This window comes from Sphingobacterium spiritivorum, assembly GCF_016725325.1.
In the GTDB taxonomy this organism is placed as follows: Bacteria; Bacteroidota; Bacteroidia; order Sphingobacteriales; family Sphingobacteriaceae; genus Sphingobacterium.
The window spans coordinates 2577535-2604433 of the sequence record NZ_CP068083.1 but is presented as its reverse complement, the minus strand read 5'-3'; the positions used below and the strand labels follow the sequence as shown (position 1 = coordinate 2604433).

24 protein-coding genes are annotated in these 26899 nt (G+C 38.9%); 13 read left to right on the top strand and 11 right to left on the bottom strand.

Going from position 1 to position 26899, the window contains the following annotated elements; genetic code table 11:
• Positions 1 to 168 precede the first annotated feature (168 nt).
• From I6J02_RS10735 to I6J02_RS10700, 8 genes are all read left to right on the top strand, one after another.
• Positions 169 to 960, top strand: coding sequence for a hypothetical protein (locus tag I6J02_RS10735; protein WP_201678008.1), 792 nt, complete (start codon positions 169 to 171; stop codon positions 958 to 960).
• A gap of 20 nt (positions 961 to 980) precedes the next feature.
• Positions 981 to 4397: a response regulator gene (locus tag I6J02_RS10730; protein WP_201678007.1), complete on the top strand. Its 3417-nt coding sequence runs from the start codon at positions 981 to 983 to the stop codon at positions 4395 to 4397.
• Between the two features lie 8 nt (positions 4398 to 4405).
• Positions 4406 to 5215, top strand: coding sequence for a CheR family methyltransferase (locus tag I6J02_RS10725; RefSeq protein ID WP_201678006.1), 810 nt, complete (start codon positions 4406 to 4408; stop codon positions 5213 to 5215).
• 12 nt (positions 5216 to 5227) lie between these two features.
• Entirely contained in the window at positions 5228 to 5809 is a 582-nt protein-coding gene (locus I6J02_RS10720) for a chemotaxis protein CheB (RefSeq protein ID WP_201678005.1), read from the top strand.
• A 4-nt stretch (positions 5810 to 5813) separates the two neighbouring features.
• Positions 5814 to 7442 (top strand): response regulator, encoded by a 1629-nt coding sequence (locus I6J02_RS10715; protein WP_201678004.1) that lies wholly within the window; start codon positions 5814 to 5816, stop codon positions 7440 to 7442.
• Positions 7443 to 7502: 60 nt separating this feature from the next.
• Entirely contained in the window at positions 7503 to 8036 is a 534-nt protein-coding gene (locus tag I6J02_RS10710) for a plastocyanin/azurin family copper-binding protein (protein WP_201678003.1), read from the top strand.
• Between the two features lie 137 nt (positions 8037 to 8173).
• Complete coding sequence (gene lpdA, locus I6J02_RS10705) at positions 8174 to 9580, top strand: dihydrolipoyl dehydrogenase (RefSeq protein WP_201678002.1); 1407 nt, start codon at positions 8174 to 8176, stop codon at positions 9578 to 9580.
• A gap of 176 nt (positions 9581 to 9756) precedes the next feature.
• Positions 9757 to 10167 (top strand): acyl-CoA thioesterase, encoded by a 411-nt coding sequence (locus I6J02_RS10700; RefSeq protein WP_003007908.1) that lies wholly within the window; start codon positions 9757 to 9759, stop codon positions 10165 to 10167.
• Here I6J02_RS10700 and I6J02_RS10695 read toward each other — a convergent pair.
• Positions 10164 to 10604, bottom strand: coding sequence for a DUF3817 domain-containing protein (locus I6J02_RS10695; RefSeq protein WP_201678001.1), 441 nt, complete (start codon positions 10602 to 10604; stop codon positions 10164 to 10166). The genes I6J02_RS10700 and I6J02_RS10695 overlap by 4 nt on opposite strands.
• A gap of 184 nt (positions 10605 to 10788) precedes the next feature.
• Here I6J02_RS10695 and lpdA (I6J02_RS10690) point away from each other — a divergent pair, with 184 nt between their 5' ends.
• Entirely contained in the window at positions 10789 to 12177 is a 1389-nt protein-coding gene (lpdA, locus tag I6J02_RS10690; protein ID WP_003007912.1) for a dihydrolipoyl dehydrogenase, read from the top strand.
• 112 nt (positions 12178 to 12289) lie between these two features.
• On the opposite strand, the gene I6J02_RS10685 is transcribed toward lpdA (I6J02_RS10690), so the two are convergent.
• The 5 genes from I6J02_RS10685 to I6J02_RS10665 are packed head-to-tail and all read right to left on the bottom strand — an operon-like array spanning position 12290 to position 16603.
• The gene (locus I6J02_RS10685; protein WP_201678000.1) at positions 12290 to 13297 is read right to left on the bottom strand and encodes a LacI family DNA-binding transcriptional regulator; all 1008 of its coding nucleotides are present in this window, start codon (positions 13295 to 13297) and stop codon (positions 12290 to 12292) included.
• Between the two features lie 54 nt (positions 13298 to 13351).
• Positions 13352 to 14863, bottom strand: a complete 1512-nt coding sequence (locus I6J02_RS10680) for a S41 family peptidase (protein WP_201677999.1) — start codon at positions 14861 to 14863, stop codon at positions 13352 to 13354.
• Positions 14864 to 14911: 48 nt separating this feature from the next.
• Positions 14912 to 15454 (bottom strand): HAD family hydrolase, encoded by a 543-nt coding sequence (locus I6J02_RS10675; protein ID WP_201677998.1) that lies wholly within the window; start codon positions 15452 to 15454, stop codon positions 14912 to 14914.
• A 3-nt stretch (positions 15455 to 15457) separates the two neighbouring features.
• Complete coding sequence (locus I6J02_RS10670; protein ID WP_201677997.1) at positions 15458 to 15949, bottom strand: hypothetical protein; 492 nt, start codon at positions 15947 to 15949, stop codon at positions 15458 to 15460.
• Between the two features lie 3 nt (positions 15950 to 15952).
• Positions 15953 to 16603 carry an ABC transporter ATP-binding protein gene (locus tag I6J02_RS10665; RefSeq protein ID WP_201681706.1) on the bottom strand — a complete coding sequence of 217 codons (651 nt, stop codon included), beginning with the start codon at positions 16601 to 16603 and terminating at the stop codon, positions 15953 to 15955.
• A 181-nt stretch (positions 16604 to 16784) separates the two neighbouring features.
• Here I6J02_RS10665 and sucC point away from each other — a divergent pair, with 181 nt between their 5' ends.
• The 3 genes from sucC (at position 16785) to I6J02_RS10650 (ending at position 20364) form a co-directional block, all read left to right on the top strand.
• A complete protein-coding gene (gene sucC, locus I6J02_RS10660; RefSeq protein ID WP_201677996.1) occupies positions 16785 to 17978 on the top strand; it encodes an ADP-forming succinate--CoA ligase subunit beta in 1194 nt (397 codons plus the stop codon).
• A gap of 187 nt (positions 17979 to 18165) precedes the next feature.
• Positions 18166 to 19611, top strand: a complete 1446-nt coding sequence (gene asnS / locus I6J02_RS10655; RefSeq protein ID WP_201677995.1) for an asparagine--tRNA ligase — start codon at positions 18166 to 18168, stop codon at positions 19609 to 19611.
• 132 nt (positions 19612 to 19743) lie between these two features.
• Entirely contained in the window at positions 19744 to 20364 is a 621-nt protein-coding gene (locus I6J02_RS10650) for an L-threonylcarbamoyladenylate synthase (protein WP_201677994.1), read from the top strand.
• A gap of 60 nt (positions 20365 to 20424) precedes the next feature.
• On the opposite strand, the gene I6J02_RS10645 is transcribed toward I6J02_RS10650, so the two are convergent.
• The 5 genes from I6J02_RS10645 to tilS all read right to left on the bottom strand — a co-directional run bounded on the left by I6J02_RS10645 (position 20425) and on the right by tilS (position 24089).
• A complete protein-coding gene (locus I6J02_RS10645) occupies positions 20425 to 20739 on the bottom strand; it encodes a DUF721 domain-containing protein (protein ID WP_002996847.1) in 315 nt (104 codons plus the stop codon).
• On the bottom strand, positions 20732 to 21838 hold the full coding sequence (gene recF / locus I6J02_RS10640; protein ID WP_201677993.1) for a DNA replication/repair protein RecF: 1107 nt from the start codon (positions 21836 to 21838) through the stop codon (positions 20732 to 20734). Before recF ends, I6J02_RS10645 begins: the two co-directional genes overlap by 8 nt.
• A 37-nt stretch (positions 21839 to 21875) precedes the next feature.
• A complete protein-coding gene (locus tag I6J02_RS10635) occupies positions 21876 to 22175 on the bottom strand; it encodes a DUF4834 family protein (RefSeq protein ID WP_002996851.1) in 300 nt (99 codons plus the stop codon).
• An 86-nt stretch (positions 22176 to 22261) separates the two neighbouring features.
• A complete protein-coding gene (locus I6J02_RS10630; RefSeq protein WP_002996853.1) occupies positions 22262 to 22765 on the bottom strand; it encodes a hypothetical protein in 504 nt (167 codons plus the stop codon).
• Complete coding sequence (gene tilS, locus I6J02_RS10625) at positions 22758 to 24089, bottom strand: tRNA lysidine(34) synthetase TilS (RefSeq protein ID WP_201677992.1); 1332 nt, start codon at positions 24087 to 24089, stop codon at positions 22758 to 22760. Before tilS ends, I6J02_RS10630 begins: the two co-directional genes overlap by 8 nt.
• A 359-nt stretch (positions 24090 to 24448) precedes the next feature.
• On the opposite strand from tilS, the gene I6J02_RS10620 reads away from it, so the two are divergent.
• Entirely contained in the window at positions 24449 to 26848 is a 2400-nt protein-coding gene (locus I6J02_RS10620; protein ID WP_201677991.1) for an OstA-like protein, read from the top strand.
• The last annotated feature ends 51 nt before the right edge of the window (positions 26849 to 26899 follow it).

Sequence of the window (26899 nt, the reverse complement as noted above, 5' to 3'; positions counted from 1 at the left end):
ATTAATTCCGAAGAAGAAAAAAACAACATTAACAACTGATTTACAATTAGATATGTTAAACAAAAAAAAATTTGCACAAGGATAAAACACAAAAAATATAATGTAATTTTATATATTCTATAAATTATATGTAATAACCGGATTATTGATCTTATATAGCGTCAAAAAATGAATATTTTCTCTGTTTTTGGTCATAATACAAACCAGGTAGTATTTGGTCATTATTCTTTTGCAGTATCGGGATTTCAAAACCCTGATTCTATATACCAAGCCTCTATTCTGAAAAGCAGAATATGGTATAAATACAGCGTTCTTCAGTATTGGTTCTTTCGGATGAATGCATTCATCCGGGTCCACATGCCGAAATGGCTTTTGCTGCATGACGATCGTTATTCCGGGATTACTGAAAAATTATCTGCGGCTCCCTCCTTTCTGCATAGATTTTTCCTTCAACAGGCATCCTATGTAGCTTCAGACTCTCTTCTTCCGTTACATTTATGCCGTAATAACATAATAAAACTACTTTTTATGAAGAAAAAACAAGATGCAGGCACACATTTAACAGCATTCGCAACTTGCTTTTTTTTAGGTTTTTCAGACTTCAAAGAAAATGAATTACGAAATAATTGTAGAAAAACAGCCTTAAAGAACAAATTAATATCACATTCTAGTCAAATTTTTAGAAAAGGAAAAACTATCTTTGGTATCGTTTTTGGGGATCAACCTAATTTGTACCGTCAAAAAATTAAGGGGAAATCAATATCTGCAATTAGCATTGATATTAACCTGAGAAAAACGACTATCTACTATGAAATTCAAATGAGTGGGGAGGGTTATTCTGAATTTGAAACGATATTTAATATCAAAAAATTCGGAATTCAATCGACTGATACCCATTCCTTATACGACAAAGAGTTGCCTGCTAAGAGCCAGACTTTATGCAGGTGGTCTCTTATTTAATCTTATTCTTACTTTGAGAAATGAATAAAATCAACTTTAAAACTCAGGTCACGATAGGAATTGTTATTGCATTCTTAATGATTTTGTTTGCAGTAGTATTCTTCTTTATTTCCTTTGACAGAAGTATCCGGTTTAATGATGAAATAATCGGGCAGTCAGAGCACAAATTCAACACCATCAATAATTTAGAAATTAATCTGGGCATCGTTAATAACAACAAACTGTTATACGCTAATAGTGAGGATCCCAGGATGCTGGATATTATAAAAAACAAGCACCTTATCATTGATGAAGATTTAAATGAACTTTTTCAGACTACCGAATTTTACACACCCAGTCACCGGATGGAAGTTGCCTTCAGGGCTGAGGTCGAGACGTTTTTAGATAACAGAAAACTCAGAAGGGATGTCGAAATCAACAAAAACGCTGTTATTCAAGACATTATTCTGGATTATGATCAATTACACAAACAGCTAACAACTATAATCAACTCTGTAGTAGATAGCCGTGCAAAATACATCAAGCAAAATAATGATCACCTGAAGATAAGCCGTTTTGTAACCTATGGATTTGTCATTCTTGGCCTTGGAATTATGATCTTTCTTTTCGTACGCGTGAATCAGGTATTCTCCGTACTCCGGAAAGCATTACGAAAAGAACAGGAAAGTTTTGAGCAGCTCAAATTGTTAGGGGATCAGATAGAAGAATCCAATTGGGTACTGGAACAACTGTCGCTACTGGATTCAGAAGTAAGAGGCAATTACAATGAAATGCAATTAGGTAACTATGCATTGGCCTGTATATGCAGAACTATCCATGCACTCGCAGGAGTTGTATATTTCAAATTGCCTGAAGGAGAAGGTTTCAAATTAACAGGAACCTTTGGTATCGAACAGAATTCTGTACCTGAATATCTGGACACAAATACAGGCTTGGCCGGAGAAGTCATTGTCCATCAGCAGCATAAAGTAATTGCAGCAGTGGATAACAACCTATTGAAAGGTCATAGTATTCTTGGAGGCAATCTGGTGAGCGATCTTCACATCATTCCGTTTATCTATGAGGACGAGACAGTCGGCTTATTAGAAATCTGCATTAACAATTCCGATGAGAAGAAGGGCAAAGTAAATGCTTATCTCGACAAGATAGGTAATACACTGGCAATCGCGATCAAGGTCACTCAGGCACATGATAAGATGGCCGAAATGTTTGAAGAACTGCAACAACAAACAGAAGAACTGGAAGCGCAGCAGGAAGAACTTCGTACAACCAATGAAGAGCTTATCTATAAAACCAATCTTTTGGAAGCTTCAGAAGAGGAATTGCGTGTGCAGCAGGAGGAGTTAACCCAGACGAATAATGAGCTGGAAGAAAAAGCCAAATTACTGGAACTTAAAAATGAAGACCTTGACAAAGCCCGCAAAAACATTACAGATAAAATCAACGAAGTAGAACAGGCAAGTAAATACAAATCTGAATTTATGGCTAATATGAGCCACGAACTCCGGACACCTCTCAACAGTATTCTTATCCTGGCCAAATTACTGAAGGATAATAAACATCATAATCTCAATACAGATCAGATAAAGTACGCAACTGTTATCCATAGTGCAGGATCAGATTTACTTCATCTGATTAATGAGCTTCTGGATCTCGCAAAAATCGAATCAGGGCAGATTGATCTGGTCGAAGACCAAATTGATATCCATTCATTGACTAGAAATATTGAGGGATTATTCAGAATCTCTGCAGAAGAGAAATCCATTAATTTCAAGACTACTATTGATCCGGAAGCTCCTGTTGCCTTTTTGTGTGATGAATACCGTCTGGAGCAGGTACTCAAAAATCTGCTTTCCAATGCATTCAAGTTCACCTTAAACGGAGGTAAGATTGAACTAACATATAAACACGTTAACGGCAACATTCATTTTATCGTTCAGGATGATGGAATTGGTATTGCAGCCGAAAAGCAAAAACTAATCTTCGAGGCTTTCAAACAAGAAGACGGATCTACCAGCCGAAAATATGGCGGTACCGGTCTGGGATTATCTATCTGCCGGGAACTTGCAACGCTGCTTGGCGGACGCATATCCTTAGAAAGTGAACCCGACAAAGGAAGCACATTTACTTTTATCATTCCTTACAGACCTGCTCAAAAAAATGAGACTTCTACAGAACCTGAAAACAGAACGATCGCACCGGAGCCAATCAGAGATACAAGCCCTGTCACTATTGAAGAAGACGCTTCTGTAAAAAGTAAAAAGCGATTACTCATTATAGAAGATGATGTCAATTTTTCTGAGATTCTGAAAGATTATGCTGTGGAGCATGGATTTGATCCAAGTGTGGCTTATAATGGCAAAGAAGGTTTAGAGATGGCAATTCAAACGCAACCGGATGCAATTATTCTGGATATTATGCTGCCGATAATAGATGGATGGGAAGTATTGAAAAAGCTCAAAAACGATGACAATACCAAAGACATCCCGGTACACATGATGTCGGCCGCCTCTCTTCATAAGGATGAGCCTATCAACAAAGGAGCTATTGGTTTTTTGAGAAAACCTGTTACTGAAGATTCTTTGGAAAACGCATTCAAAACGATCAAGTCACTTATCTCCACTCCTCTAAAACGCGTACTGATCATTGAGGATCATACCTTACAAAGTGATTTTATCAAATCCTCTCTGAACGAGCGCAATACCGTGGTTGATCAGGCATTCAACGCAGATGAGGCTATGGAAATCCTGGCGGAGAAAAAATCATACGACTGTATTATTTTGGACATCAATCTTCCTGACAAGTCTGGTCTGGAGTTACTGGATGATATCAAAGCGATTGATACTTATCAGCATACGCCTATTATTATTAATACGGCTATGGAATTGTCTCAGGAAAGCACGGAGCGTATTTTAAGACATACCCAAGCTATGGTCCTTAAATCAGGGAAGTCCAACACCCGTCTGATCGATGAGGTCAACTTATTTCTTAACAGACTCAAAAGCAATAAGGGAAGTCAGAAAATACCTACCCATACCAAAGGGGAAGTGATCATGGAGAAAGCTCTTGCCGGAAAGAAAGTATTGATTGCGGATGATGATATGCGTAATGTCTTTGCACTAAGTACCGCCTTTGAGGCCTATAATATGCAGATTGAGATTGCAAATAACGGTAGAGAAGCTTTACAGTTGCTGGATAAGTATCCGGATTTTGATTTGGTGCTGATGGATATTATGATGCCTGAGATGGATGGATTTGAGGCTATAGAAAAGATACGTGAAAATAAAAAGTTTGCTCAGCTTCCTATTATCGCTGTCACGGCTAAAGCCATGAAAGGGGATCGGGAAAGGACAATACAGATCGGTGCTAATGACTATATCAGTAAGCCCATAGATCTGGACAAACTAATATCATTAATGCGGGTTTGGTTAAGTTAGATTGAAAGATGATTTCATTTTCAGAATTAGAAGAATTAATAGAATTAGTAAAGAATGTAAATGGCATGGATCTTTCCGGTTATTCCAGAGCGTCTTTGAAACGGAGAGTAACACGTCTTATGGAAATAGACAGAATGGATTTGGTGGCTTTAAAAACAGCACTGGTCAATACTCCGGGCTATTTCAATCATTTTATAATTGAACTGACCGTAAATGTGACTGAAATGTTCAGGGATCCTTTTTTTTACAAGGCTATGAGAGAGGATGTGTTTCCTTATCTGGCCTCTTTCCCAAGAATCAAAAGCTGGAGTGCAGGTTGTTCCTCAGGAGAGGAAGTATACTCATTAGCGATTCTTTTGAAAGAAGCGGGACTATACGAAAGGTCTTTTATCTATGGCACAGACATTAATAATATTGTACTTGAACAGGCAAAAAAAGGTATCTATTCTCTTCAAAAGATTAAAGACTATTCAGACAACTTTCTGAAATCCGGGACGGTCCACTCGCTGTCTGATTATTACACAGCAATGTATGATGCCGCATCGATCAATAATGATCTCAAGAAAAACATTTTATTCTCTTCACACAATCTGGTTTCAGATGGAGTATTCAATGAATTTCAACTTATTACCTGCCGGAATGTATTGATTTATTTTGATCTGGAATTACAACAAAGCGTGATCAGACTCTTCTATGAATCTTTGTGTCTCTTCGGATTTCTTTGTCTGGGTTCAAAGGAAACCTTACATCATCAGGAGATAGCATCCAAATTTAAACTGATCAACAAAAAGTATAATATTTACCAAAAAATTGCATAGTACGAGAGAGATATGAATCAGCAAAAGATCATCATATTAGCTGGATCCGCCGGGAGTTACAGTATTTTAGTGGAAACCCTGAAATGCCTGCCTGCAGACATGTCTGTTCCGGTTATCGTTATTCTTCACCGCAATGCAAAATATGAAACCAATATAGAAAGCAGCTTATCCAAAAAATGCAAAATCGAGGTCAAGATTGCTGAAGATAAAGAACATATTCAGGCCGGAGTAGCTTACTTTGCTCCTCCCGGTTATCATTTACTGGTAGAACCGGATTATACATTCTCTCTCGATTCATCTGAACCTGTACAATTTTGCAGACCTTCTATTGATGTCACTATGGAATCTGCTGCAGATGTCTACCAGTCTGCCACCTTTGGTTTTTTATTCTCCGGAGCCAATCAGGATGGTGCAGACGGATTAGCCTATATCAAAAAAATGAATGGTACATGTATTGTACAGAACCCTGCTATAGCTGAAATATCAACTATGCCTGAATCTGCAATAAAGCTAGGGGCTTATCATCATATTATGGATAATAAAGGAATTATTGATTTCATATTAGATCTACACAAACAAAATATCAAGAATTAGTAACATGAAAAAGCTAAATCTGTTAATTTTAGATGACAAAATTGAGAACATCATTAGTTTAAAAGCTCTCCTGGAAGATATTGAGGGATTAAATATCCTAAGCAGTTCGGATCCTAATGAAGCGTTGAGACTATGTTGGAAAGAGGATATCGCAATTGCGCTCATTGATGTTCAAATGCCTGAAATTAATGGTTTTGAATTTGTCTCCATTCTCAAAAGTAATCCCAAAACACGGGAAATCATTGCAATAATGGTGACTGCTATATCAAAAGAAGATAAATATCTGATTCAGGGTCTTAACAGCGGGGCAGTAGACTATCTTTACAAGCCTTTAAGTCCGGAAATTACGATAGCCAAAGTTAAATCTTTTATGCAACAGGTATTGACCCAGCTTCAGATCAAAGAAAAAAATGCGGAGCTGGAACAATCCAAACAGGAACTGATCCGGTCTAAAGAAGAAGCTGAACAAGCCAGAAAATCAAAAGAGATCTTCCTTGCCAATATGAGTCACGAGATCCGTACTCCGATCAACGGAATTATGGGAATCACGCAGATGCTCCGCAGTTCTACGCTATCCAGTGAACAAAAGGATTGGGTAAACCGGCTCGATAGTGCTTCACATTCCTTATTATTAATTATCAATGATATTCTTGATATTTCGAAGATAGACTCCGGAATGATGAAACTGGAATTCGAAAACCTTGTGTTTCAGGATTTATTCGATGATCTCAATAAAATATTCAAAATAAAGGCTGCCAATAAGAATCTTGAATTTGAGATGAATATTGACAGCGACCTACCTACTTATGTCAAGACGGACTCATTGCGTCTGCAACAGATACTGAGCAACTTTATCTCTAATGGTTTGAAATTTACCGAAAAGGGAAAGGTAACATTAAGTATTAAGATTCTGGAAGTAAAAGATAACAGTTATTTTATACGCTTCAGTGTGAAAGATACAGGAATAGGTATACGTGCAGAATCACTGAATAAGATATTCCTGGCCTTTGAGCAGGCTGATGATGGTATTACAAAAAAATTTGGTGGAACAGGTCTCGGATTGGCTATTGTCAAACGACTTGCTGATCTTTTCAATGGATCCGTAGACGCCACCAGTGTGTATAATGAAGGCAGTGAATTTTCATTTCAATGTTGGTTTGAAAAGGCCGAGAGTTATGATGTGACAGACTCAAAAATAGAGCAACTATATACCCAATTACCTAAATTCGAGCGTTTGATAGTTTTAATTGCAGAGGACAATGACCTCAATAGTTTTATGCTTTCCCATATTCTGAAAAGCTGGGATTGTGAGGTGGATATTGTCAAAAATGGAAAATCCGCACTGGAAAATGTAGAAAATAAAAATTATGACTTAATCATGATGGACACTCATATGCCTATTATGAGTGGCTTTGAAGCGATCAGGGAAATCAAGAATCACGCAGACCCTGTCAAGGCAAATACGCCTATAATCACTATTTCCGCATCTGTTTTAGAGTCAGAACAGGCAGAAGCATATGAGGTTGGAGCAGACGGTGTAATCGGAAAACCTTTTGATGCAATCGATCTTTATAATCGTATTATTGAAGTCATCGAGAAGAAAAAGCAAATTAAGTTAGACTTCAAGAACTGATAATTTAGATAAACCATAAATATTGTATATTTTTATAAAAGTTTAAATACATAGTTCACAATGAAAAAATTATTTATTATTCCTGCTTTAGCTCTTGCTGTAGCGTTTGCATCTTGTGGCGGTGAAAGCAAAAAAACTTCGACAGAAGGGAATACAGAAACAACAAGTACAGAAACTCAGACAACTGAAGAAACGGTTCCTGGAATCGAAAATGTAGCGATTTCGAATACCCTTTCTTTAGAAGGAAATGATCAGATGAAATATGACAAAGATCTGTTTCGCGTGAAAGCTGGTGAGCCTGTGGAATTGACTTTTAAAAATGCAGGTCAACAGCCGAAAGAATCAATGGGACACAACGTCGTAATCCTTAAGCCAGGTACTGATATCGCTACTTTTGGTGGTGAAGCAGCCGGAGCAGCAGCGAGCGAATATATTCCCAAATCTTCTGCTTCATCTATTATTGCACACACAAAATTATTGGGACCGGGTGAAACAGATAAAATTACCTTTACATTAGAGAAAGGTGTTTACTCTTTTATCTGTAGTTTTCCGGGTCACTTCGGTATTATGCAAGGTAAAATCGTTGCAGAATAACCGGACTGTAAAAACAACATAAGAAAAGACACCTTCCGGGGTGTCTTTTTTGTGTAAAAACCGTTTTATTTTACGCTGTTCCTTACGAATAGTATTAATAATCATTAACTTTGGCAGCAAAATAAAAATCAAACTTTATGCAATACGACGTAATAGTAATCGGAAGCGGGCCAGGTGGATATGTGGCTGCCATCCGTTGCGCGCAATTAGGTTTAAAAACTGCCGTAATCGAAAAGTATAGTACATTTGGAGGTACTTGTCTTAATGTAGGATGTATTCCTTCCAAAGCATTATTAGACTCTTCAGAGCATTATCACAATGCTGCTCACAGCTTCGAAGGTCATGGGATTAGCCTAAGTAATCTAAAGGTTGATATTAAAAAAATGATGGCTCGTAAAGACGATGTCATTGCTCAAAACACAGCAGGTATCACTTATTTATTTAAGAAAAATAAAATAGACAGTTTTCAGGGAGTTGGTTCTTTCGTAGATAAAAACACCATTTTAGTTACTAAAGAAGATGGCAAAACTGAACAACTTACGACTAAAAATGTCATTATCGCGACAGGTTCTAAGCCAACGGCTTTACCGTTCCTTCCGGTAGACAAGAAACGCATCATTACTTCTACAGAGGCTTTATCTTTAACAGAAATCCCTAAAAATCTGATCGTCATCGGTGGTGGTGTAATCGGGCTTGAGTTAGGATCTGTATATGCACGTCTTGGTGCAAAAGTTACAGTTGTAGAATTTGCTAAATCTATCATCAGCACAATGGATGGCGGATTAGGTAAAGAATTGCAACGTGTATTGAAAAAGTCTTTAGGAATGGAATTCCTTTTGGGTCACAAAGTAACCGGTGCATCTGTAAAAGGTAAAAAGGTAACCGTTACTGCTGAAGATCCTAAAGGTCAGGAAATCTCATTAGAAGGTGATTATTGTATCGTTTCTGTCGGTCGCGTAGCATATACAGCTGGTCTTGGTCTGGAAAACATTGGTATACAGCCAGAAGAAAGAGGCAACAAAATCCCGGTAAACGATCACCTGGAAACAACTGTTCCGGGCATCTACGCTATCGGAGATGTGATCAAAGGTGCTATGCTTGCTCACAAAGCAGAAGATGAAGGTATAGCTGTAGCAGAAAGAATAGCAGGACAAAAACCGCATATTGATTATAACCTGATCCCGGGTGTAGTCTATACGTGGCCGGAAGTAGCTTCTGTTGGTCAGACAGAAGAGCAGCTTAAAGAAGCCGGTAAAAAATATAAATCAGGTTCATTTTCATTCAAAGCTTCAGGACGTGCTAAGGCATCCGGAGACACCGATGGATTTATCAAAGTACTGGCAGACGCAGAGACTGACGAAGTATTAGGCGTACATATGATCGGACCTCGTGCTGCAGATATGATTGCAGAAGCGGTAGTAGCGATGGAATACCGTGCTTCAGCAGAAGATATCGGTCGTATATGCCATGCTCACCCGACATTCACAGAAGCACTTAAAGAGGCAGCTCTGGCAGCAACTGCTAACAGGGCAATACACGCTTAAACAATATAACAAAGAAGGGCGATTTATTTGCCCTTCTTTTTTTATCAAACAGATCGGGGAATCTACCATCCGGAATAAATACAGCGTACAGAAATCAATATCTCCACTATACAACTCCGTACGAAGAGCTAAACCCGACTATCCCTATACACACCTCAACTCTAAATACGTAAATCATGAATTTTTACACCAGAAAATGGATCAAGCCTGAGGATCTCAATCCGAATGGAACATTATTCGGAGGGACATTACTGAGATGGATCGATGAAGAAGCAGTAATATATGCAATAGTACAACTGGGCAATCCTTTTGTAGTTACCAAGTATATTTCAGAAATCAACTTTGTAAGTTCAGCCAGACAGGGAGATATCATAGAACTCGGCATAGAAGCAATAGCCTTTGGCACGACATCATTGACCATGAAATGCGAAGTAAGGAATAAAATCACCAGAAAGACCATACTTTCAATTGAAAAACTGGTATTTGTAAACCTGAATGAGGAAGGCACTCCTACTCCGCACGGCAGAACAGAAATTACATATGCCTATATGGGTATTGAACGGATTAACAAAGGAGAAGCTGATTAAGCAACTCCTTTAGCATTTTTTGTAATTTCTTTTTTCAGATCCAATTCTACCCAGAAAGAAGCAACCGGGATCATCGAGACCACAAAATACTTCAAAGCTTTAATTAAGGGCCATTTGTACTCTACTGTACAGGCGACGAGCATAATTACAAATATGACGACCAAAAAACCGTGAATAGATCCGGCGATACGTACAGCTTCTGGGATATCTGCGAAATACTTCAGAGGCATCGCAAAACAGAAAAGGAGAATGGTGGAGATCGCTTCCCATAAAGCGATTTGTCTAAAAAGTCTTAGCATAATAATATCTTCAAACTTCAAAAGTAATACTAATTTGATCACAAAGATCTGACTATGTTTCTCTTTGACTAATAACTGACAAATGACACCTTTACGAATGGATTTAATGCATTTGTATGCAAACAATTGCATTTCCATTACATGGCAGATTAAAAAATAATACGTACATTTGGAGGAGATTGTGTGTTCATTTTTAGTCATGAACGCACATCACTAAATCAACTACAGAAATTATTATCTGCAGTATCCGGGATTGGAATAAATCAGTATTTATAAAGAAGAACGGAAATTACGGATAACTAAAAAAGACAAATTATATCATATGAATTACGACATCATTGTAATTGGAAGTGGTCCTGGGGGGTATGTTGCTGCCATCAGAGCTGCTCAATTGGGCTTTAAGACTGCGATCGTTGAGCGCGAATCATTAGGCGGAATCTGTCTCAACTGGGGCTGTATTCCTACAAAAGCATTAATCAAAAGCGCACAGGTTTTTGAATATCTGAATCACGCTGAAGACTACGGAATCAAAGTTCAGGGCGGAGAAGCAGATTTTGATGCGATTGTCAAAAGAAGCCGCGGAGTTGCTGATGGTATGAGCAAAGGAATCCAGTTTCTTATGAAAAAGAACAAGATTGATGTCATCAATGGTACTGCCAAAATCAAAAAAGGTGGTAAAGTAGAAGTGAAAGGAGCTGACGGAGCGACAAAAGAATATACAGCCAAACATACAATTCTGGCGACCGGAGCACGTTCACGCGAATTACCTAATTTACCACAGGATGGCAAAAAAATTATTGGTTACCGTCAGGCATTGACCTTACCAAATAAACCAAAATCAATGGTTGTAGTGGGTTCAGGAGCAATCGGTGTTGAATTTGCTTATTTCTACAATGCGATGGGTACTCAGGTCACTATCGTAGAATTCATGGATCGTATCGTTCCTGTAGAGGATGAAGAAGTATCCAAACAACTGGAAAAAAGCCTCAAAAAAGCAGGTATCAATATCTTAACAAAATCTGAAGTTCAGTCTGTAGACACCAAAGGAGAATTAAGCAAAGTAAGTATCAAGACAGCTAAAGGAGTAGAAACTCTGGAAGCAGAGATTGTACTTTCTGCTGTAGGTATCACCCCTAATATCGAGAATATCGGCCTAGAAGAGACAGGTGTGAAAACAGATAAAGGTCGTGTACTGGTAGACGATTTCTACAAAACAAATGTAGAAGGTGTATATGCTATTGGTGACATCGTGAAAGGTCAGGCCCTGGCTCACGTTGCTTCTGCTGAGGCAATCACTTGTGTAGAAAAAATAAAAGGTCTTCATGTAGAAGCCATCGACTATAATAATATCCCGGGTTGTACATATTGTTCACCTGAAATTGCATCTGTTGGTTACACTGAAAAAGCAGCTAAAGAGGCGGGATACGAACTAAAAGTTGGTAAATTCCCATTCTCAGCATCCGGAAAAGCTTCTGCTGCCGGAGCTAAAGACGGTTTTGTAAAAGTAATTTTCGATGCGAAATACGGAGAATTATTAGGTGCACATATGATCGGAGCTAATGTTACTGAAATGATCGCAGAGATCGTTGTAGCCCGTAAATTAGAGACGACAGGTCATGAAATGATCAAGTCTGTACATCCTCACCCGACCATGAGTGAAGCGATCATGGAAGCCTGTGCTGATGCATATGGTGAAGTGATCCACTTGTAGGCAATAACCTACCCCATAAAAAAGGCATTCAAGAAATTGAATGCCTTTTTAGTTTTTTATACTTCTGGGCAGGAAGCGAAATAATAGCATTATTTAGCGAGCCCTATATTGTCTATTGCAATATTAAGCGGGACTTAAATATAAATTGCTGAGGCTTATAGTCCTCCTTATTTTCCAGGCGGTCAAACAGAATCTCTGCTGCTTTCTTAGCCTGCTGATCGGGAAACTGCTCAATACTTCCCATTGGAGGATTTTCCATATATTTCCACAACGGATAGTTGGCAAAACTGATAAAATGGATATCACTGTTCAGCGATACGCCTCTCTGTCTCGCAAATTTCATAACATCCAGCGTGACAAAGTCATTGAAAGATAATATAGCCGAAGGCCTGTCCGATAGAGTAAGGAGCTTGTTCATCGCTTCTTCATTTCCTTCTTCAGTAAGATCCGTATTGACGAGATAACGGTCGTCAAATGCAATATCATTCTTTCTCAACCCCTTTATATAGGCGAGTTTACGTTCTTCGGAAGCTAACAGAGTATCAGGCCCGTTGATCAGGGCAATCTTCTGATGTCCGCGGGATACAAAAGCATCGATAGCTTCATATACTCCTGTAGCCAGATCGCATTCTATACGGTCAATATCATTCAGATTAGGAACACAGTCAAAAAATACGACCGGAATCTCCGATTCTTCCATACTCCTGATAAAATCAAAAGAATTGGTATTCTTTCCTATGGACATCAATACGCCGTCAACACGATGTTTTTTGAGGGTTTGCAAGATCCGTAATTCTCTTTCTGCATCATCCATCGACTGCCCCATGATCACCGTATACTTACGCTCATTAGCAAAGTTTTCGATTTCACTGATGGCAGCAGAGAAAAAGGGTTCGGAAAGACTGGGTAATACTACACCTATTGTAAATGTCTTTCGTTGTTTAAAGAAAATAGCAGTCTGATTCGGCTCATAATTCATTTCCTCAGCCATTTTTTTCACCCGCATCGTGGTTACCAACCCAATACTCGGATGATCATTCAGCGCTCTGGAAACTGTAGAAGGAGATATCTTCAGCTTTCTGGCTATTTCTTTTATTGTGGCCGGTTTTTCTTTTTTCATAGCTTTCTATATCAATCCTACTTGCAAAGTAAGGAATCTTTTAAACATTTACATTTATTTTAACCGTCCCGTCTGAAACTTGTACATACCATTTGCATGTGCGCGGACATCTATACTCTGTCGGTTTATATATTTTTCATTTCGCAACTTATTGACAGAAGCCAGTGCTGTCTTAGAAGTACTGGACAACCAGCTTCCATTCAGACTGTAATGCAGTGCTTCGGCAATCATCCTTTCCTGCGGATCACCAAAATCTTTGAAATAATCTTCATATGTACTTCTGTCCGGCGTTAATCCGGCAAAATAATCACCATAATTGTCTGCATTTACAGTCTGAAATGAGGTTGCATACAAATCTACGTCAGTGGTTCCTATGGTATACCTAAAGAATCCTACAGGTTTACCGAATGTATTTTCAACTACAGGATTGCCTCCGCTGTCTTCACCATATGTACCGATCATTTTCTGATTATCTTTAAAATATGGTTTTAGAGAGTTTATCAGGAGCTCACTCGCCGAAGCGGTAGATTTGGTCACTAAAAAGTATACTTTATTGAGATTAAGTGTTCCCTTTTTAGCATAACTGACCGGACCAAACTCTCCTCCATCTTTCCCCCATCCCCAGGCTTCCAGATTGCGATTCAGTTTGTAGGAATACATACGCCTGCCATTCGCAGAGGCTGGTACGATACGATTGGCCAAATACTCCGCTGTCTGGACAGAGCCCCCTCCGTTGTATCTCAGATCGACGATAAGTTCAGATATATTCTGTCCTTCAAACTGACTGAAAATATTTTCGAAGGAACTTAACATTGCTGTTGGAATCCTGTTATTATAAATAGCAACAAATGAGCTGAAAGCAAGATAGCCGATCTTTTTACCATTCTGATCAATAACTTTACTTGCCAGAACAGGATCAAAATTATACAAAGAGCTCACCATTTGTTTTTCTGTAGTGACTGAAGTCGGAGATACAAATTTGATGGTCATATTCCTGGAATTGATCGCATCATTTATCAGTTTAAAATTTTGGGATTTTTGAGTATTATAATCAATATTTGTCTGTCCGTTGATACTTAGAATACGATCTCCGCGACGTATACCTGCCTGATAAGCCGGAGAGTTCTTATCTACCATCCGTACATATAAATCTGCATTATCGCCTGAGGCACTTGTCTGCAGATAAAACACATACATACCATAGCTTGTACTGACTCCTTCTTCGATCTCGCCACTTATAGTCCCCTGTCTATCGATAAAGCTATACTTATCTACCGGCCGGCCATTAACTAAAGGTGTGAGTCCCATCATATAATTCAATACCTCTTCTCCTGTAGCGTAGTTTTTTGTATAAGAACGTACGACTCCCTTATCATCTAACGTATTGACATTACGCGGAGGCATGCTCCCCTCCCATAGAGAAAGAACTTTAGTGTAGTAAAAGACAGAATCTTTGATCATATCTTCTTCTGTATCGCTTTTATTATCAGGGTTATCTGACTTTTTACAACTATATAAAGAGGTAAAAAGTATAAGCACCCATAATACCGGAAATATTTTTTTCATAATCGTCAACAATTAGCATCTTCCGGAAATATAATCCGTAAAACTTGTCTATTCTACTATAGCTATTTCTTCAGGCTGAATCTTAAATTCATCTGCAATATAACTAATCGGGTCAATATTTCTGAAATTCAACTCATCAATAAAATACACTTTCATTCCTTTATCGAATCCCTGCCAATCTATATGCTTAAGTTTATTCAGTTGTTCGAGTGGATTACCTTTTGTTAAAACGGCCACATGTTTACCTGCATTCTGAAGATCTTGTAACAATTGTATCGTCTCCGGGAATAACAAAAGTTTAAGGGGTAAATGAGCCTGCACATGTATACGACCAAATTTTTCTCTGTATTGTTCATCCAAACCGAATTTTTCCTTTACACTGTCAAACATTCCCACTTCTCCATGTTCTTCATATTGCTTTTGCATAAAAGCCAATAAACTTTTGGAGTTCGGTGTTGTTTCTGTGAATTCAATAAAATTTGAAAAAAGATAATATACCTGCAATATGTAATCTTTTTTCGGATAGAGTATATCATCCAGTTCAAACAAAAATACTTTCTTGTCTGCCGGATATTCCTTGTAACTTTTCATCTCTTAGCCTTTAGCTGATACTAAACACAATGCCTGCTCATCTTCTGAATCAGCCAAAACAAAAGCTCCGGAGAGATTGCTAGTCCTGATTTGCTCCTCTGTCAGCAGATCTTTTCCATTCAGGAGTATATTTATAGCCATATCTTTGTCGGGATCTTCCAGCACAAAAATATCAGATAACAACTCCTTTGCCGGCAACAACAACCGGATACCATACTCTTCAAACAATATCTGCGCCTCTGCCAATACATTTATCTCCTCTTTCCCCAAAGGAAGTATATAGCTTATATCCTGATCTAAGCTAACCTTAAGTACTTCATGCGCATACGTTGACTGTCCTCCTGCCGGAATCTGAAGCACCTTGCCTGAAGACACCAAAATCCCGGGTACCTCTTCAGAAGAAGCCAGTTGTACACTTATTTTACTTTCTATCAGACGGGCAATTCGTTGCGCCAGTCCTCTGGTACCATATGTTATTAATAATTTCTCACTCATTTTTTAAACAATGTTTCCGTCACGCATATGAATGGTACGGTCTGAAATATTGGCCAGTTCATCATTATGGGTTACAATGACGAATGTTTGTTGGATTTTATCCCTTAAATCAAAAAACAACTGATGTAAGGCTGCTGCATTTTCGGAATCAAGATTACCGGATGGTTCATCTGCAAGTACGATTGAAGGTTTATTAATCAATGCTCTGGCTACAGATACACGTTGTTGTTCTCCGCCTGACATAGCTGACGGTTTATGGCCTGCGCGATGAGCCACACCCAACATCTCCAGCAGTTGCATAGCATTTGTTTCGGCATCTTTTTTAGATACTCCATTTATAAATGCCGGGATACAAACATTTTCCAATGCCGTAAACTCAGGAAGCAGATGGTGAAACTGAAAGACAAACCCAATGTGCTTATTGCGAAAAGCACTGAGTTTCTTCTCATTCAACCCGCTGACCTTCACGCCATCTATCCAGACTTCTCCGGATTCAGGCCGATCTAATGTACCGATAATATGCAATAATGTGCTCTTTCCGGCTCCGGAAGCGCCCACTATAGTCACAATCTCACCTTTGTCGACTTCCAGATCTACCCCCTTCAGAATAGACAGGTCGCCGTAGGATTTATAGATTCCTTTTGCTTGTAACATCATACAGCGAAGTTACTAATTTTTGTCCGTCCTGGCAGGAATAAAAATAGGGTTGATTAGCGAATAGAACGCCCGGTCTAAAGTCTGCCTTCGTCATTTTTATCAAATAAACATTAAAAAGACGACAGACACTTGACCTTTAAAGTTAAAAACCATATTTTTACACCTTAAAATTGTCAAAATGAACATTCACGAATATCAAGGAAAGCAAATACTAAAAAGTTTTGGTGTTACTGTACAAGAAGGAATTGTAGCTGACACTCCTGAGCAAGCTGTGGAAGCCGCTAAAAAGATGAAAGAAGACTACAACTCGGACTGGGTTGTTGTAAAAGCTCAGATTCACGCAGGTGGTCGCGGTAAAGGTGGCGGTGTGAAATTGGCTAAAAATCTGGATGAAGTAAAACAAAGAGCTACTGATATCATCGGTATGCAACTGGTAACTCCTCAGACAGGTCCTGAAGGTAAAAAAGTAAACAAGGTATTAGTTGCACAGGATGTTTACTATCCGGGAGCAAGCGAAACCAAAGAATTCTATATGTCCGTATTGCTGGATCGTGCAACAGGCCGCAATATCGTAATGTATTCTACTGAAGGTGGTATGGATATCGAAGAAGTAGCTGAAAAAACTCCTCACTTGATTTTCAAAGAAGAGATTGACCCTAAAGTTGGTCTTCAGGGCTTTCAGGCACGTAAAATTGCATTCAACTTAGGATTATCAGGTCCTGCACATAAAGAAATGGTAAAATTCGTAGCTGCACTTTACAAAGCTTACGATGCTACAGATTCTTCAATGTTTGAAATCAATCCGGTATTAAAAACTTCTGACGATAAAATTTTGGCTGTAGATGCTAAAGTAAATCTGGATGAGAATGCATTATACCGTCATCCTGATTATGCAGCAATGCGTGATGTTACAGAAGAAGATCCTACTGAAGTAGAAGCTGGTGAATCTAACCTGAACTATGTAAAACTTGACGGTAACGTAGGTTGTATGGTAAATGGTGCCGGTCTTGCTATGGCAACAATGGATATCATCAAAATTGCCGGTGGCGAGCCTGCTAACTTCCTTGACGTAGGTGGTACTGCTAATGCTGAGACAGTTAAAGCCGGATTTAATATCATTCTGAAAGACCCTAATGTAAAAGCGATCCTGATCAATATCTTCGGTGGTATCGTTCGTTGTGACCGTGTTGCTCAGGGTGTAATCGATGCTTATCAGGAAATTGGAAATATTCCGGTTCCTATCATCGTGCGTCTTCAGGGAACAAATGCGGAAGAAGCTAAGAAACTGATCGATGAATCAGGACTTAAAGTATACTCGGCTATATTATTAAAAGAAGCTGCAGATTTAGTAACTAAAGTATTAAAAGGTTAATTCCTTTTTTACCACTATATCAAAAGCCTCTGACTTAAATCAGAGGCTTTTTTGATAACAACACTTCCCGTATTTATAAATAAATCAAGGATTTTAACAAATTATAAGCTATTTTTGTGAGCTGCAGAATTAAAAAACAGCAAGAGTTTATTTTGAAAAATAGCTCCAATTAATATCTAACAACAAAATGGAACACACACGTATTAAAGAATTATTGAATGCCACTGAGTTTGGGCAAGAGGTCATTGTAAAGGGATGGGTAAGAACCTTCCGTAACAATCAATTTATAGCGATCAATGATGGTTCTTCAATCAATAATATCCAGGCAGTAGTTGATTTTGAAAATACGGATGATGCGTTATTAAAAAGAATCACTACAGGTGCTGCTGTACGTGTAAAAGGAACTCTGATCGAATCTCTGGGAAAAGGCCAGAAGGTCGAAGTCAAAGTAACGGAACTTGATGTGATCGGAGATTCAGATCCCGAGAAATTCCCTTTACAACCCAAAAAACACAGTTTAGAATTTCTTCGTGAAATCGCACATTTGCGCTTCCGCACCGGAACATTCAATGCTATTTTCAAAGTACGTAATGCATTGTCATTTGCGGTACACCGTTTCTTCAATGAAAGAGACTTTGTCTATATGCACACTCCTATTATTACCGGTTCAGACGCTGAAGGTGCTGGAGAAATGTTCCGTGTCACTACTTTAGACCTGAATAATCCTCCTCGTACCGAAAACGGTGAAATAGATTTTAAAGAAGACTTCTTCGGAAAATCCACTAACCTTACGGTATCCGGACAACTGGAAGGTGAACTGGCAGCTTTAGCATTTGGTAATATTTATACTTTCGGACCTACATTCCGTGCCGAAAACTCCAATACAACCCGTCACCTGGCAGAATTCTGGATGATCGAACCAGAGATGGCTTTCTATGAACTGGAAGACAATATGGATTTGGCTGAGGCCTTATTAAAATATGTGATACAGTATGCGTTGGAAACGTGTCCGGAAGAGATCGAATTTCTGAAAAACCGTCTGCTGGAGGAAGAGAAAAACAAACCTGCTGCAGACCGTTCAGAGATGGATCTTATTGAGAAATTAAAATTCTGTCTTGAAAATGAATTTGAGCGTGTCAAATATACAGATGCGATCGAGATTTTAAAACGCAGCAAGCCAAATCAGAAGAAACAGTTTAAATACCTGATTGACGAATGGGGTGCAGATCTTCAATCTGAACACGAACGTTATCTTGTAGAAAAACATTTTAAGAAACCGGTGATCCTTACAGATTATCCAAGAGAGATCAAATCATTCTATATGAAACAGAACGAGCCGGATATATTAGGCAGAAACACTGTTCGTGCGATGGATATTCTGTTTCCGGGAATAGGTGAAATGGTAGGTGGATCCCAAAGGGAAGAAAATCTGGACAAATTACTGGCTCGTATGGCTGAGGTAGGAATACCGGCTGAAGAAATGGAATGGTTCCTGGATACACGTCGTTTCGGATCGGTTCCTCACTCAGGTTTCGGAGTCGGATTTGAGCGACTGGTACTATTCGTAACAGGAATGACCAATATCCGTGATGTTATCCCATTCCCAAGAACACCAAAAAATGCGGAATTTTAATCCGGAATAACAACATATCAGAAACCGTCAAAAACATTAAAGCCTTTTGACGGTTTTTATATTATAAGAATCCGTTGTTCACGCGGAATGCAACGTGAACCGTTTAATATCTTTTAAATTTCAGGCTTCAATATGCTTATCCGAATTTACGAAAACAATCCTAATGAAAAGGCAATACAACAAGTCGTTGATGTATTAAAACGTGGCGGTGTAATTATCTACCCTACAGATACCGTATATGGTATTGGTTGCGATATCACCAATCATAAGGCTATAGAACGCGTATGTGAGATAAGAGGATTGAAAGTAGATAAAGCAAACTTATCTTTTATCTGTTACGATCTGACAGACATTTCGCAATATACCAAACCCTTTGACACCAGTGTATTCCGCGTGCTGAAAAAAGCACTTCCGGGTCCGTTTACTTTTATCTTCAACGCAAGCGGTCAGGTACCCAAACTTCTTTCTTCCAAAAAGAAAACTGTCGGTATACGTGTTCCTGACAATCATATTGTGAGAGAGATCGTCAGAGTACTGGGAAATCCTATTGTAACGACCTCGATTCGTGATGAAGATGATATTCTGGAATATTCCACTGATCCGGAACTTATCCACGAAAAATACGAAAATCTGGTAGATATCGTAATAGACGGTGGTTATGGAGATAATGTAGCTTCCACTGTGGTAGATCTTACCAACGGAGATTTTGAGATTGTCCGTGAAGGCAAAGGGGATCTTGAGCAGTATTTGTAATGGTGAACTAAAAAAGGATTGTTGGCCTTGTTATCCGAATTATAGACCGATACTCTTTTTTTAAAGAATGATCAATTCTTCGATAACAACCTGCCCAACATATTCATTAAGACGGCCAATAATCTGCCTGCGCATTAGAGCTAATTCGTTCTTGATTACTGCAGATTCCACCTTAACATACATCTTCCGGTCTTTGATATAAATTTTCTGGGTACGGTTGGCAATTGCTTTCCCAATAATCTCAGGCCATGCATTGACAATAGAAGATTCGTCAAATTTACGACGCAGACGATAGGTATCCACCCATTTTTCAATAGCCTGTTTTATACCAATATCATCATTGGAATGAATTTCGTCTACCTTCTTCTTATACATCTTGTATTGCGCCTCCTTTGATATCAAAGATACGGATTGGTTGTGCGATTTCCTCAAAAATTCTTTGCACACGTTCTGAATCTGTATCGGTGAGGAAGATCTGGCCAAAATCGTCTTCCGAAACCATCTGCATCAGTTTACGTGTACGTCTTTCATCCAGTTTATCAAAGATATCATCCAGCAGCAACAATGGCTTGAAGCCTTTTCTTGCCTGAAGAAAACTATACTGGGCTAATTTTAATGCAATGAGAAATGATTTTTGCTGCCCCTGAGAGCCAAATTTCTTTAATGGCATCCCTTCATGTATGGTAAACAGAAGATCGTCTTTATGTATACCCTGAGAGGTTCTTTCCAATGCCCGGTCACGTTCCAGGTTTCTATCCAGTAATTCATGAAAATCAACAGTCATCAACGGAGATTCATACACCAGAGATACCTGTTCTGCACTTTCAGTAAGAAAATGATAATGCTTTTCAAATTCAGGAAGAAAATCCTTCATGAATTGCTGACGCTTCTCAAAGATCTGTGCTCCTACTTCTACAAGCTGCAGGTTTAATACTTCCAGTAACCCCAGATCAAGTTGTCCGGTTTCCCGTGCTTGTTTGAGCATGACATTACGCTGAAGCATGACCTTATTATACGTGATAAGCTTATCCAGATAGTGATGATCCGTCTGCGAGATTACATTATCCATAAACTTACGACGTTCTTCACTTCCGTCCGTGATGATCATACTGTCATTCGGAGAGATCATGACCAACGGAAATTGTCCGATATGATCGGCAAGTCGCGGATAGTCCTTTTTATTTTTTTTAAACTGCTTTTTCTGATTCTTTTTCAGACTACAGGAGATTACATCTGTACGGGTATCATTTTCAAATGATCCCTGTACCATAAACCAGTCCATCCCCTGCTTAATATGCTGAGAATCGATCGGATTGAAATAACTTTTACACAGGGAAAGGTAATGTATAGCGTCTAAAAGGTTGGTTTTGCCGGCACCGTTCTCTCCGGCGAAAGCATTTACTTCCGGCAAAAATTCTAAAGCGGATTCCGTATAATTTTTAAAATTTAAAACAGATAATTGTTTTAACCACATAGACCGCAAAGATAACCTTTTTAGGAAGGAAAAGTGCTTATTTTATCTCTTCGAAGTCTACAAACTCTCCAGCTGTAGCTGTTCCAGGTCTGCGCTTTTCTTCTTTTTTAGAAGGAGCATATTCTACACGTACTCTTCCTTCATCGGCACGTGTTTGCTGTTCATACTGTTGATATCCAAACGGACCGTTACCGGTGGTATATTGTGATTGCTGAGCTTTTTTCATAATACGCTCTGCCGCTTTACGCATAGCGAATGGTAAAATTAATCTGAAAAGAAACCTTACTATGAAATAAACAGCGAAAGCTATCAATAAAAATTTCAATAATGGAGCCATACTAATTCGTTGCTTTTTCTCAAATTTAATAAATAATAGAAGAGATACCTTGTGTTTTTGTCAGAGAAAAATCACTTAACAAAATTTTAATCTTTTCTGAGCTTCCGTGCGTATTCTACAGCTTTATAGAATTCTTCCTGTTTGTGTGTGCCTATTACATACACCAGACCGTCCTTATCCGTCAGCCAGATCGCATCATTACCACCTGAATAAAAGCGAATTTTGCCATTTTTATGCAGGTTGTACACCGGATTATTAAAGATAAAAGTGCTGTATTTTTTCTTTTCCACTTTTGCGATGCTGTTCAGGTCTATTTTGACAAGACGTGTTGTCCATAGCCCGCTGATACTCACACAGTTTTCCCTGACAACCGTTCTGTAATGTAACATATACATCATCAGTATCGATACCAGTATAACAGCCACACCTACAATAAAAAATAATTGACGTGAAGCCAGATGATCCAGATTGAGATAGTAAGCAATAAAACAGAACAACGCTAAGATCAGGCGGACACTGATCCAGGTCTTATCTCTACCCAGATACTGTTGCTCTACAAATAAGTTTGGCTCTTCCATATAATTATTCACAGACTAAAGTAAATACTTTTTTTGTATTGTTCGTTATCTTAAACCGATTGTCTAACCTGTAATTGACAATCCAGATAATTTCCCCCGTTCCGTCCACCAAGATAGGAATTCGTGCCTTGGCAAAGGAATTTATTTTTTGCTGAATGAAATAATCACTCACTTTCTTCTTACCCTCCATCCCTAACGGATAAAAAACATCACCTTCCTGCCAACTTCGGATTTGTAAAGGAAACTTTAATTTATCCCAGTCAATTTTGGCGATATGTTTCTCTTTTACAATATCCCTTGAAGAAGATTTTTCAATATTAAAATGAAAGCCCTTCCATTCGGCTTGTTCATCTGTTTCCTCAATGCAAACCGGAGTTTCTTCCTCCGAAACAATCGGATGCAAGATCAAGTGTGTACGATCCACTAACAAGCGGTATGTGTCAGATTCAAAAATACGTCCCGTTCCATTATCCCAGGTTATTACCAGATCTTCCAGTACATTCTTTTGAAAATGATAGGGCTGAAAAAGCTCATACAGCAGTGCCGGATTAGTAAGGTACGGTTCCAGACTTTTCCTTTCAATAAGCACTTCTGCGGTAACTTTACTTTCCTGAAATAAAGACTCACGAACAGGGTTTACAAAATCCTGAAGAAGCTGATAGGCTCCTGCAAATTTGTCTATACTAGATGCAAAACTTTGTACAAACTCCGGATTTATCTCTTCCATCAAGGGAACAATCTTCAATCTGATTTTATTTCTGGCATATTTAACAGAAAAATTAGACTGATCATCCCTGTACGGAATCTGTAAAAGACGAACTGCCTCCGTAACTTCTGCAGCCCGGAGAAACAACAAGGGCCGGATGATACGTTCACGTCTTGGCTGTATACCCTGCAGACCTGCAAGACCTGTACCTCTGATCATATTAAGCAAAACTGTTTCGATATGATCATTGCAGTGTTGTGCAACCGAGATGTATGCACAGTCCTGAGCAATACGCAATTCTTCAAACCACTGATAACGTAAGTCACGGGCTGCCATTTGTATAGAAATCTTGTTTTCTTCTGCGTACGCTTCTGTATCAAATCTTTTGATGAAAACAGGAATACCATACTTTTCGCCAAAGGCTTCGACAAGCTGCTGATCAAGATCAGACTCCTCTCCTCTCAGGGAAAAATTACAATGTGCTATAATCACAGGATAGTTCGATTCCAGAAAAAGTCTGGCCATCAGCATAGAATCCTTACCTCCGCTTACAGCCAGTACAATTTTATCATCCGGACCAAAAAGCCCGTTTTGATTTACATATCTATGAAATCTTTCCAGCACATTCATGTACCCAAAGTTAAGGCTTATTTTTTCCGAAAGTGTGTCTTTTTTGATAACGACAAAGAAAGCTCTCAGATTTTTGCAGTTGCTGTAATCCTTTAAATGACGTAAGGATTTTATATGAAGTCTATTTATATGGAAAAATTAATTTTTTTAGGGTAACAATTAAATGTAATCCTTTCATAATATGTTTATAAATTGGAAAGGGCTTAATTTACCTTTCGATTTGAAAATAGACAATTTTATTCTTCTAATAAAATCTTATTGCACTCTGAATTCCCGGATGTTATCATAAACGGGATTGGTTTTAATGAAAATTTTTGCTTTAACAATTATTTGCACTTTATTTGCATATTTTTGCTGCTGTGAAACGATTATTCCTTTTTGTCTTAACATATATTTTCTGTCTGTTTGCATCCGCTCAACAGCCACAGCCTACTGGAGATCAGCTCAAGCTGGTTTCATCATCCAGTATGCGCCTGGTCAAAAATCCGGATCGTACTATTTATTACAGACCTGTTTTTGAACACAAAGGAAGTACGTTATCTGCTGACAGCGGATATATGTATGAGGATGGAATCGGCAGACAGTTTTTTGAAGCCTTTGACAATGTCGTTATAACGCAACCCAGCGGTACGATCATCTATTCAGATAAACTTCATTATGACGCAGCTCCTCAGATTGCCACGCTGACACGTAATGTGCGTATGGTCGATAAATCTTCTGTACTGACCACCAATTACCTGACGTACAATATGCGCAGCAAAGTCGGCACATACACCGGTGGTGGGCGGATTGTCAGTAAAGGAGACACTATTACTTCTAAAAATGCCTATTACTTTGAGAATACGCAGGATGCCTATTTCAGAAATAAGGTTGTCGTAAGAACACCGGACGTCAAGATCTATACGGATACCATGCGTTATAATTCTGTTCAACGGGTTACATATTTCTTCGGTCCAACCAACATCAAAGGAAATAAAGGCGAAAATCTGTATACGGAAAAAGGAAATTACAATACGGCTACCGGTGTTGCCCGCTTTTCTAAAAACAACCTGTACACAGAAGGTTCTAAGTTTCTCAAAGGAGACAGCTTATATTATGACAGAGCTACAGGAGAAGGTAAAGCGTACCGTAATGTAGTTTTTGTAGATACAGTTGATAAATTCTATGCCAATGGCGGGTACGGATTGTATAAACAATCGGATGAGTCTATCACCATGACGGATAAGCCATTGGTTACAATGGTGATTAAAAAAGACTCAACCAGTACCAGCGACTCTACTTCTGCCAAACCTGTAGAAAAAGAGGAGAAGGGTAAAAAGTCCGGTAAGGAAAAAACTGTAGAAAAAAAGAAATCCAAAGAAGAGGAATCCTTTAAGGAAATCAGCCCGATCACACCCGTTTCCAAAGACTCGGTATCCGCGACTGTCAAACCTGAGCCGCAGGTAGATTCCGCTTATATGACAGCTGATACCTTATATTCAAAGGTTATTTTCCTCAAAGACTATAAAGCACTCGATTTCAAGCTCGATCGGAATGGCGGACTCATAGAGGAAATAGCAGATGAAGACTACGGGGATGATGACGGTAACGAAAATACGGATAGCCTGTCTATGTCAGGCAATATAAGTGGTCTGTCAGATTCGACTCAAACAGATAGTCTTCATATAGAAGGATTAAAATCTGACTCGGCCAAAACTGTGATCAAGCAAGTCAAAGAGACAAGTAAAGCCATCACAAAAAATACCACAGCCCCACCTAAAAAACCTGCTGTCGTACAACAGGAAAAAGGGGATCCGAATAAAATACTAATCGGTAAGACCCTGACAGCAGACAGTGTGCTCAGACAGCGAACGGTATTGCCCAAAGGAAATGAGAGTGACAGCCTGATCAACAAAGCTTTGTTAGTTGCCAAATCACCGGACTCTGTCACGACTACTCCTAAAGACAGTGCTTATCTGGATACGGCACGTACGCGGATTATCATAGCACATTATAATGTACGTATGTTCAAATCTGACCTGCAGGCAGTCGCTGATTCGGTATATTACGGCATGGCCGACTCCATGTTCAGGTTTATGGGACGCCCTATGATATGGGCCGAAGGATCGCAAATCTCTGCAGATACGCTCTATCTGCAGATCAAGGAGCAACGTCTGGACAATATGTTATTGGTGAACAGTGCGTTCATGGTTAATGCTGTACTGGATACCATCAAATTCAATCAACTCAAAGGGAGAAAGATTACAGGCTTCTTTGCTGGCAATAATCTGGATCGTTTATTTGTTGACGGGAATGCGGAAAACATGATTTTCGTGGTCAATGAAGAGAAAAAAGTTATCACGGAAATGTTTCATGACCGCAGCAGCCGGATCAAAATTCTGATGGAAAACCGAAAAATCAAGGATTATGTATCCATCCGCAAGGTGGATGGCAAAGTATATCCATTGAATATGGTGACCAATGAGAATGAAGTATTGCCCGGATTTATATGGCGACCGGAAGACCGCCCGGTGTCTAAGGAAGATTTACTTAACAGAAAACGTGAAATTCCAAAAGATATAAATCCACCCGCAGCAAGTTCTTCATCCGGCAGCAAGTCTGCTGCTAAAGATCCTGTGGCGGAAAAGAAAGATCCGAAAGAGGGGAATAAAACGGAAGTTAAAAAACCTGCAGATCAAAAGACTGAACCAAAAAAAGTGAATCAGGAATCTAAAAATCCGGTAAAAGAGGAATCTGAACCTGTCACGGAAACAAATTGATTTCAATCGGCATTACATTTACAGCAAAATTACTTCCTGCAATACTGACAA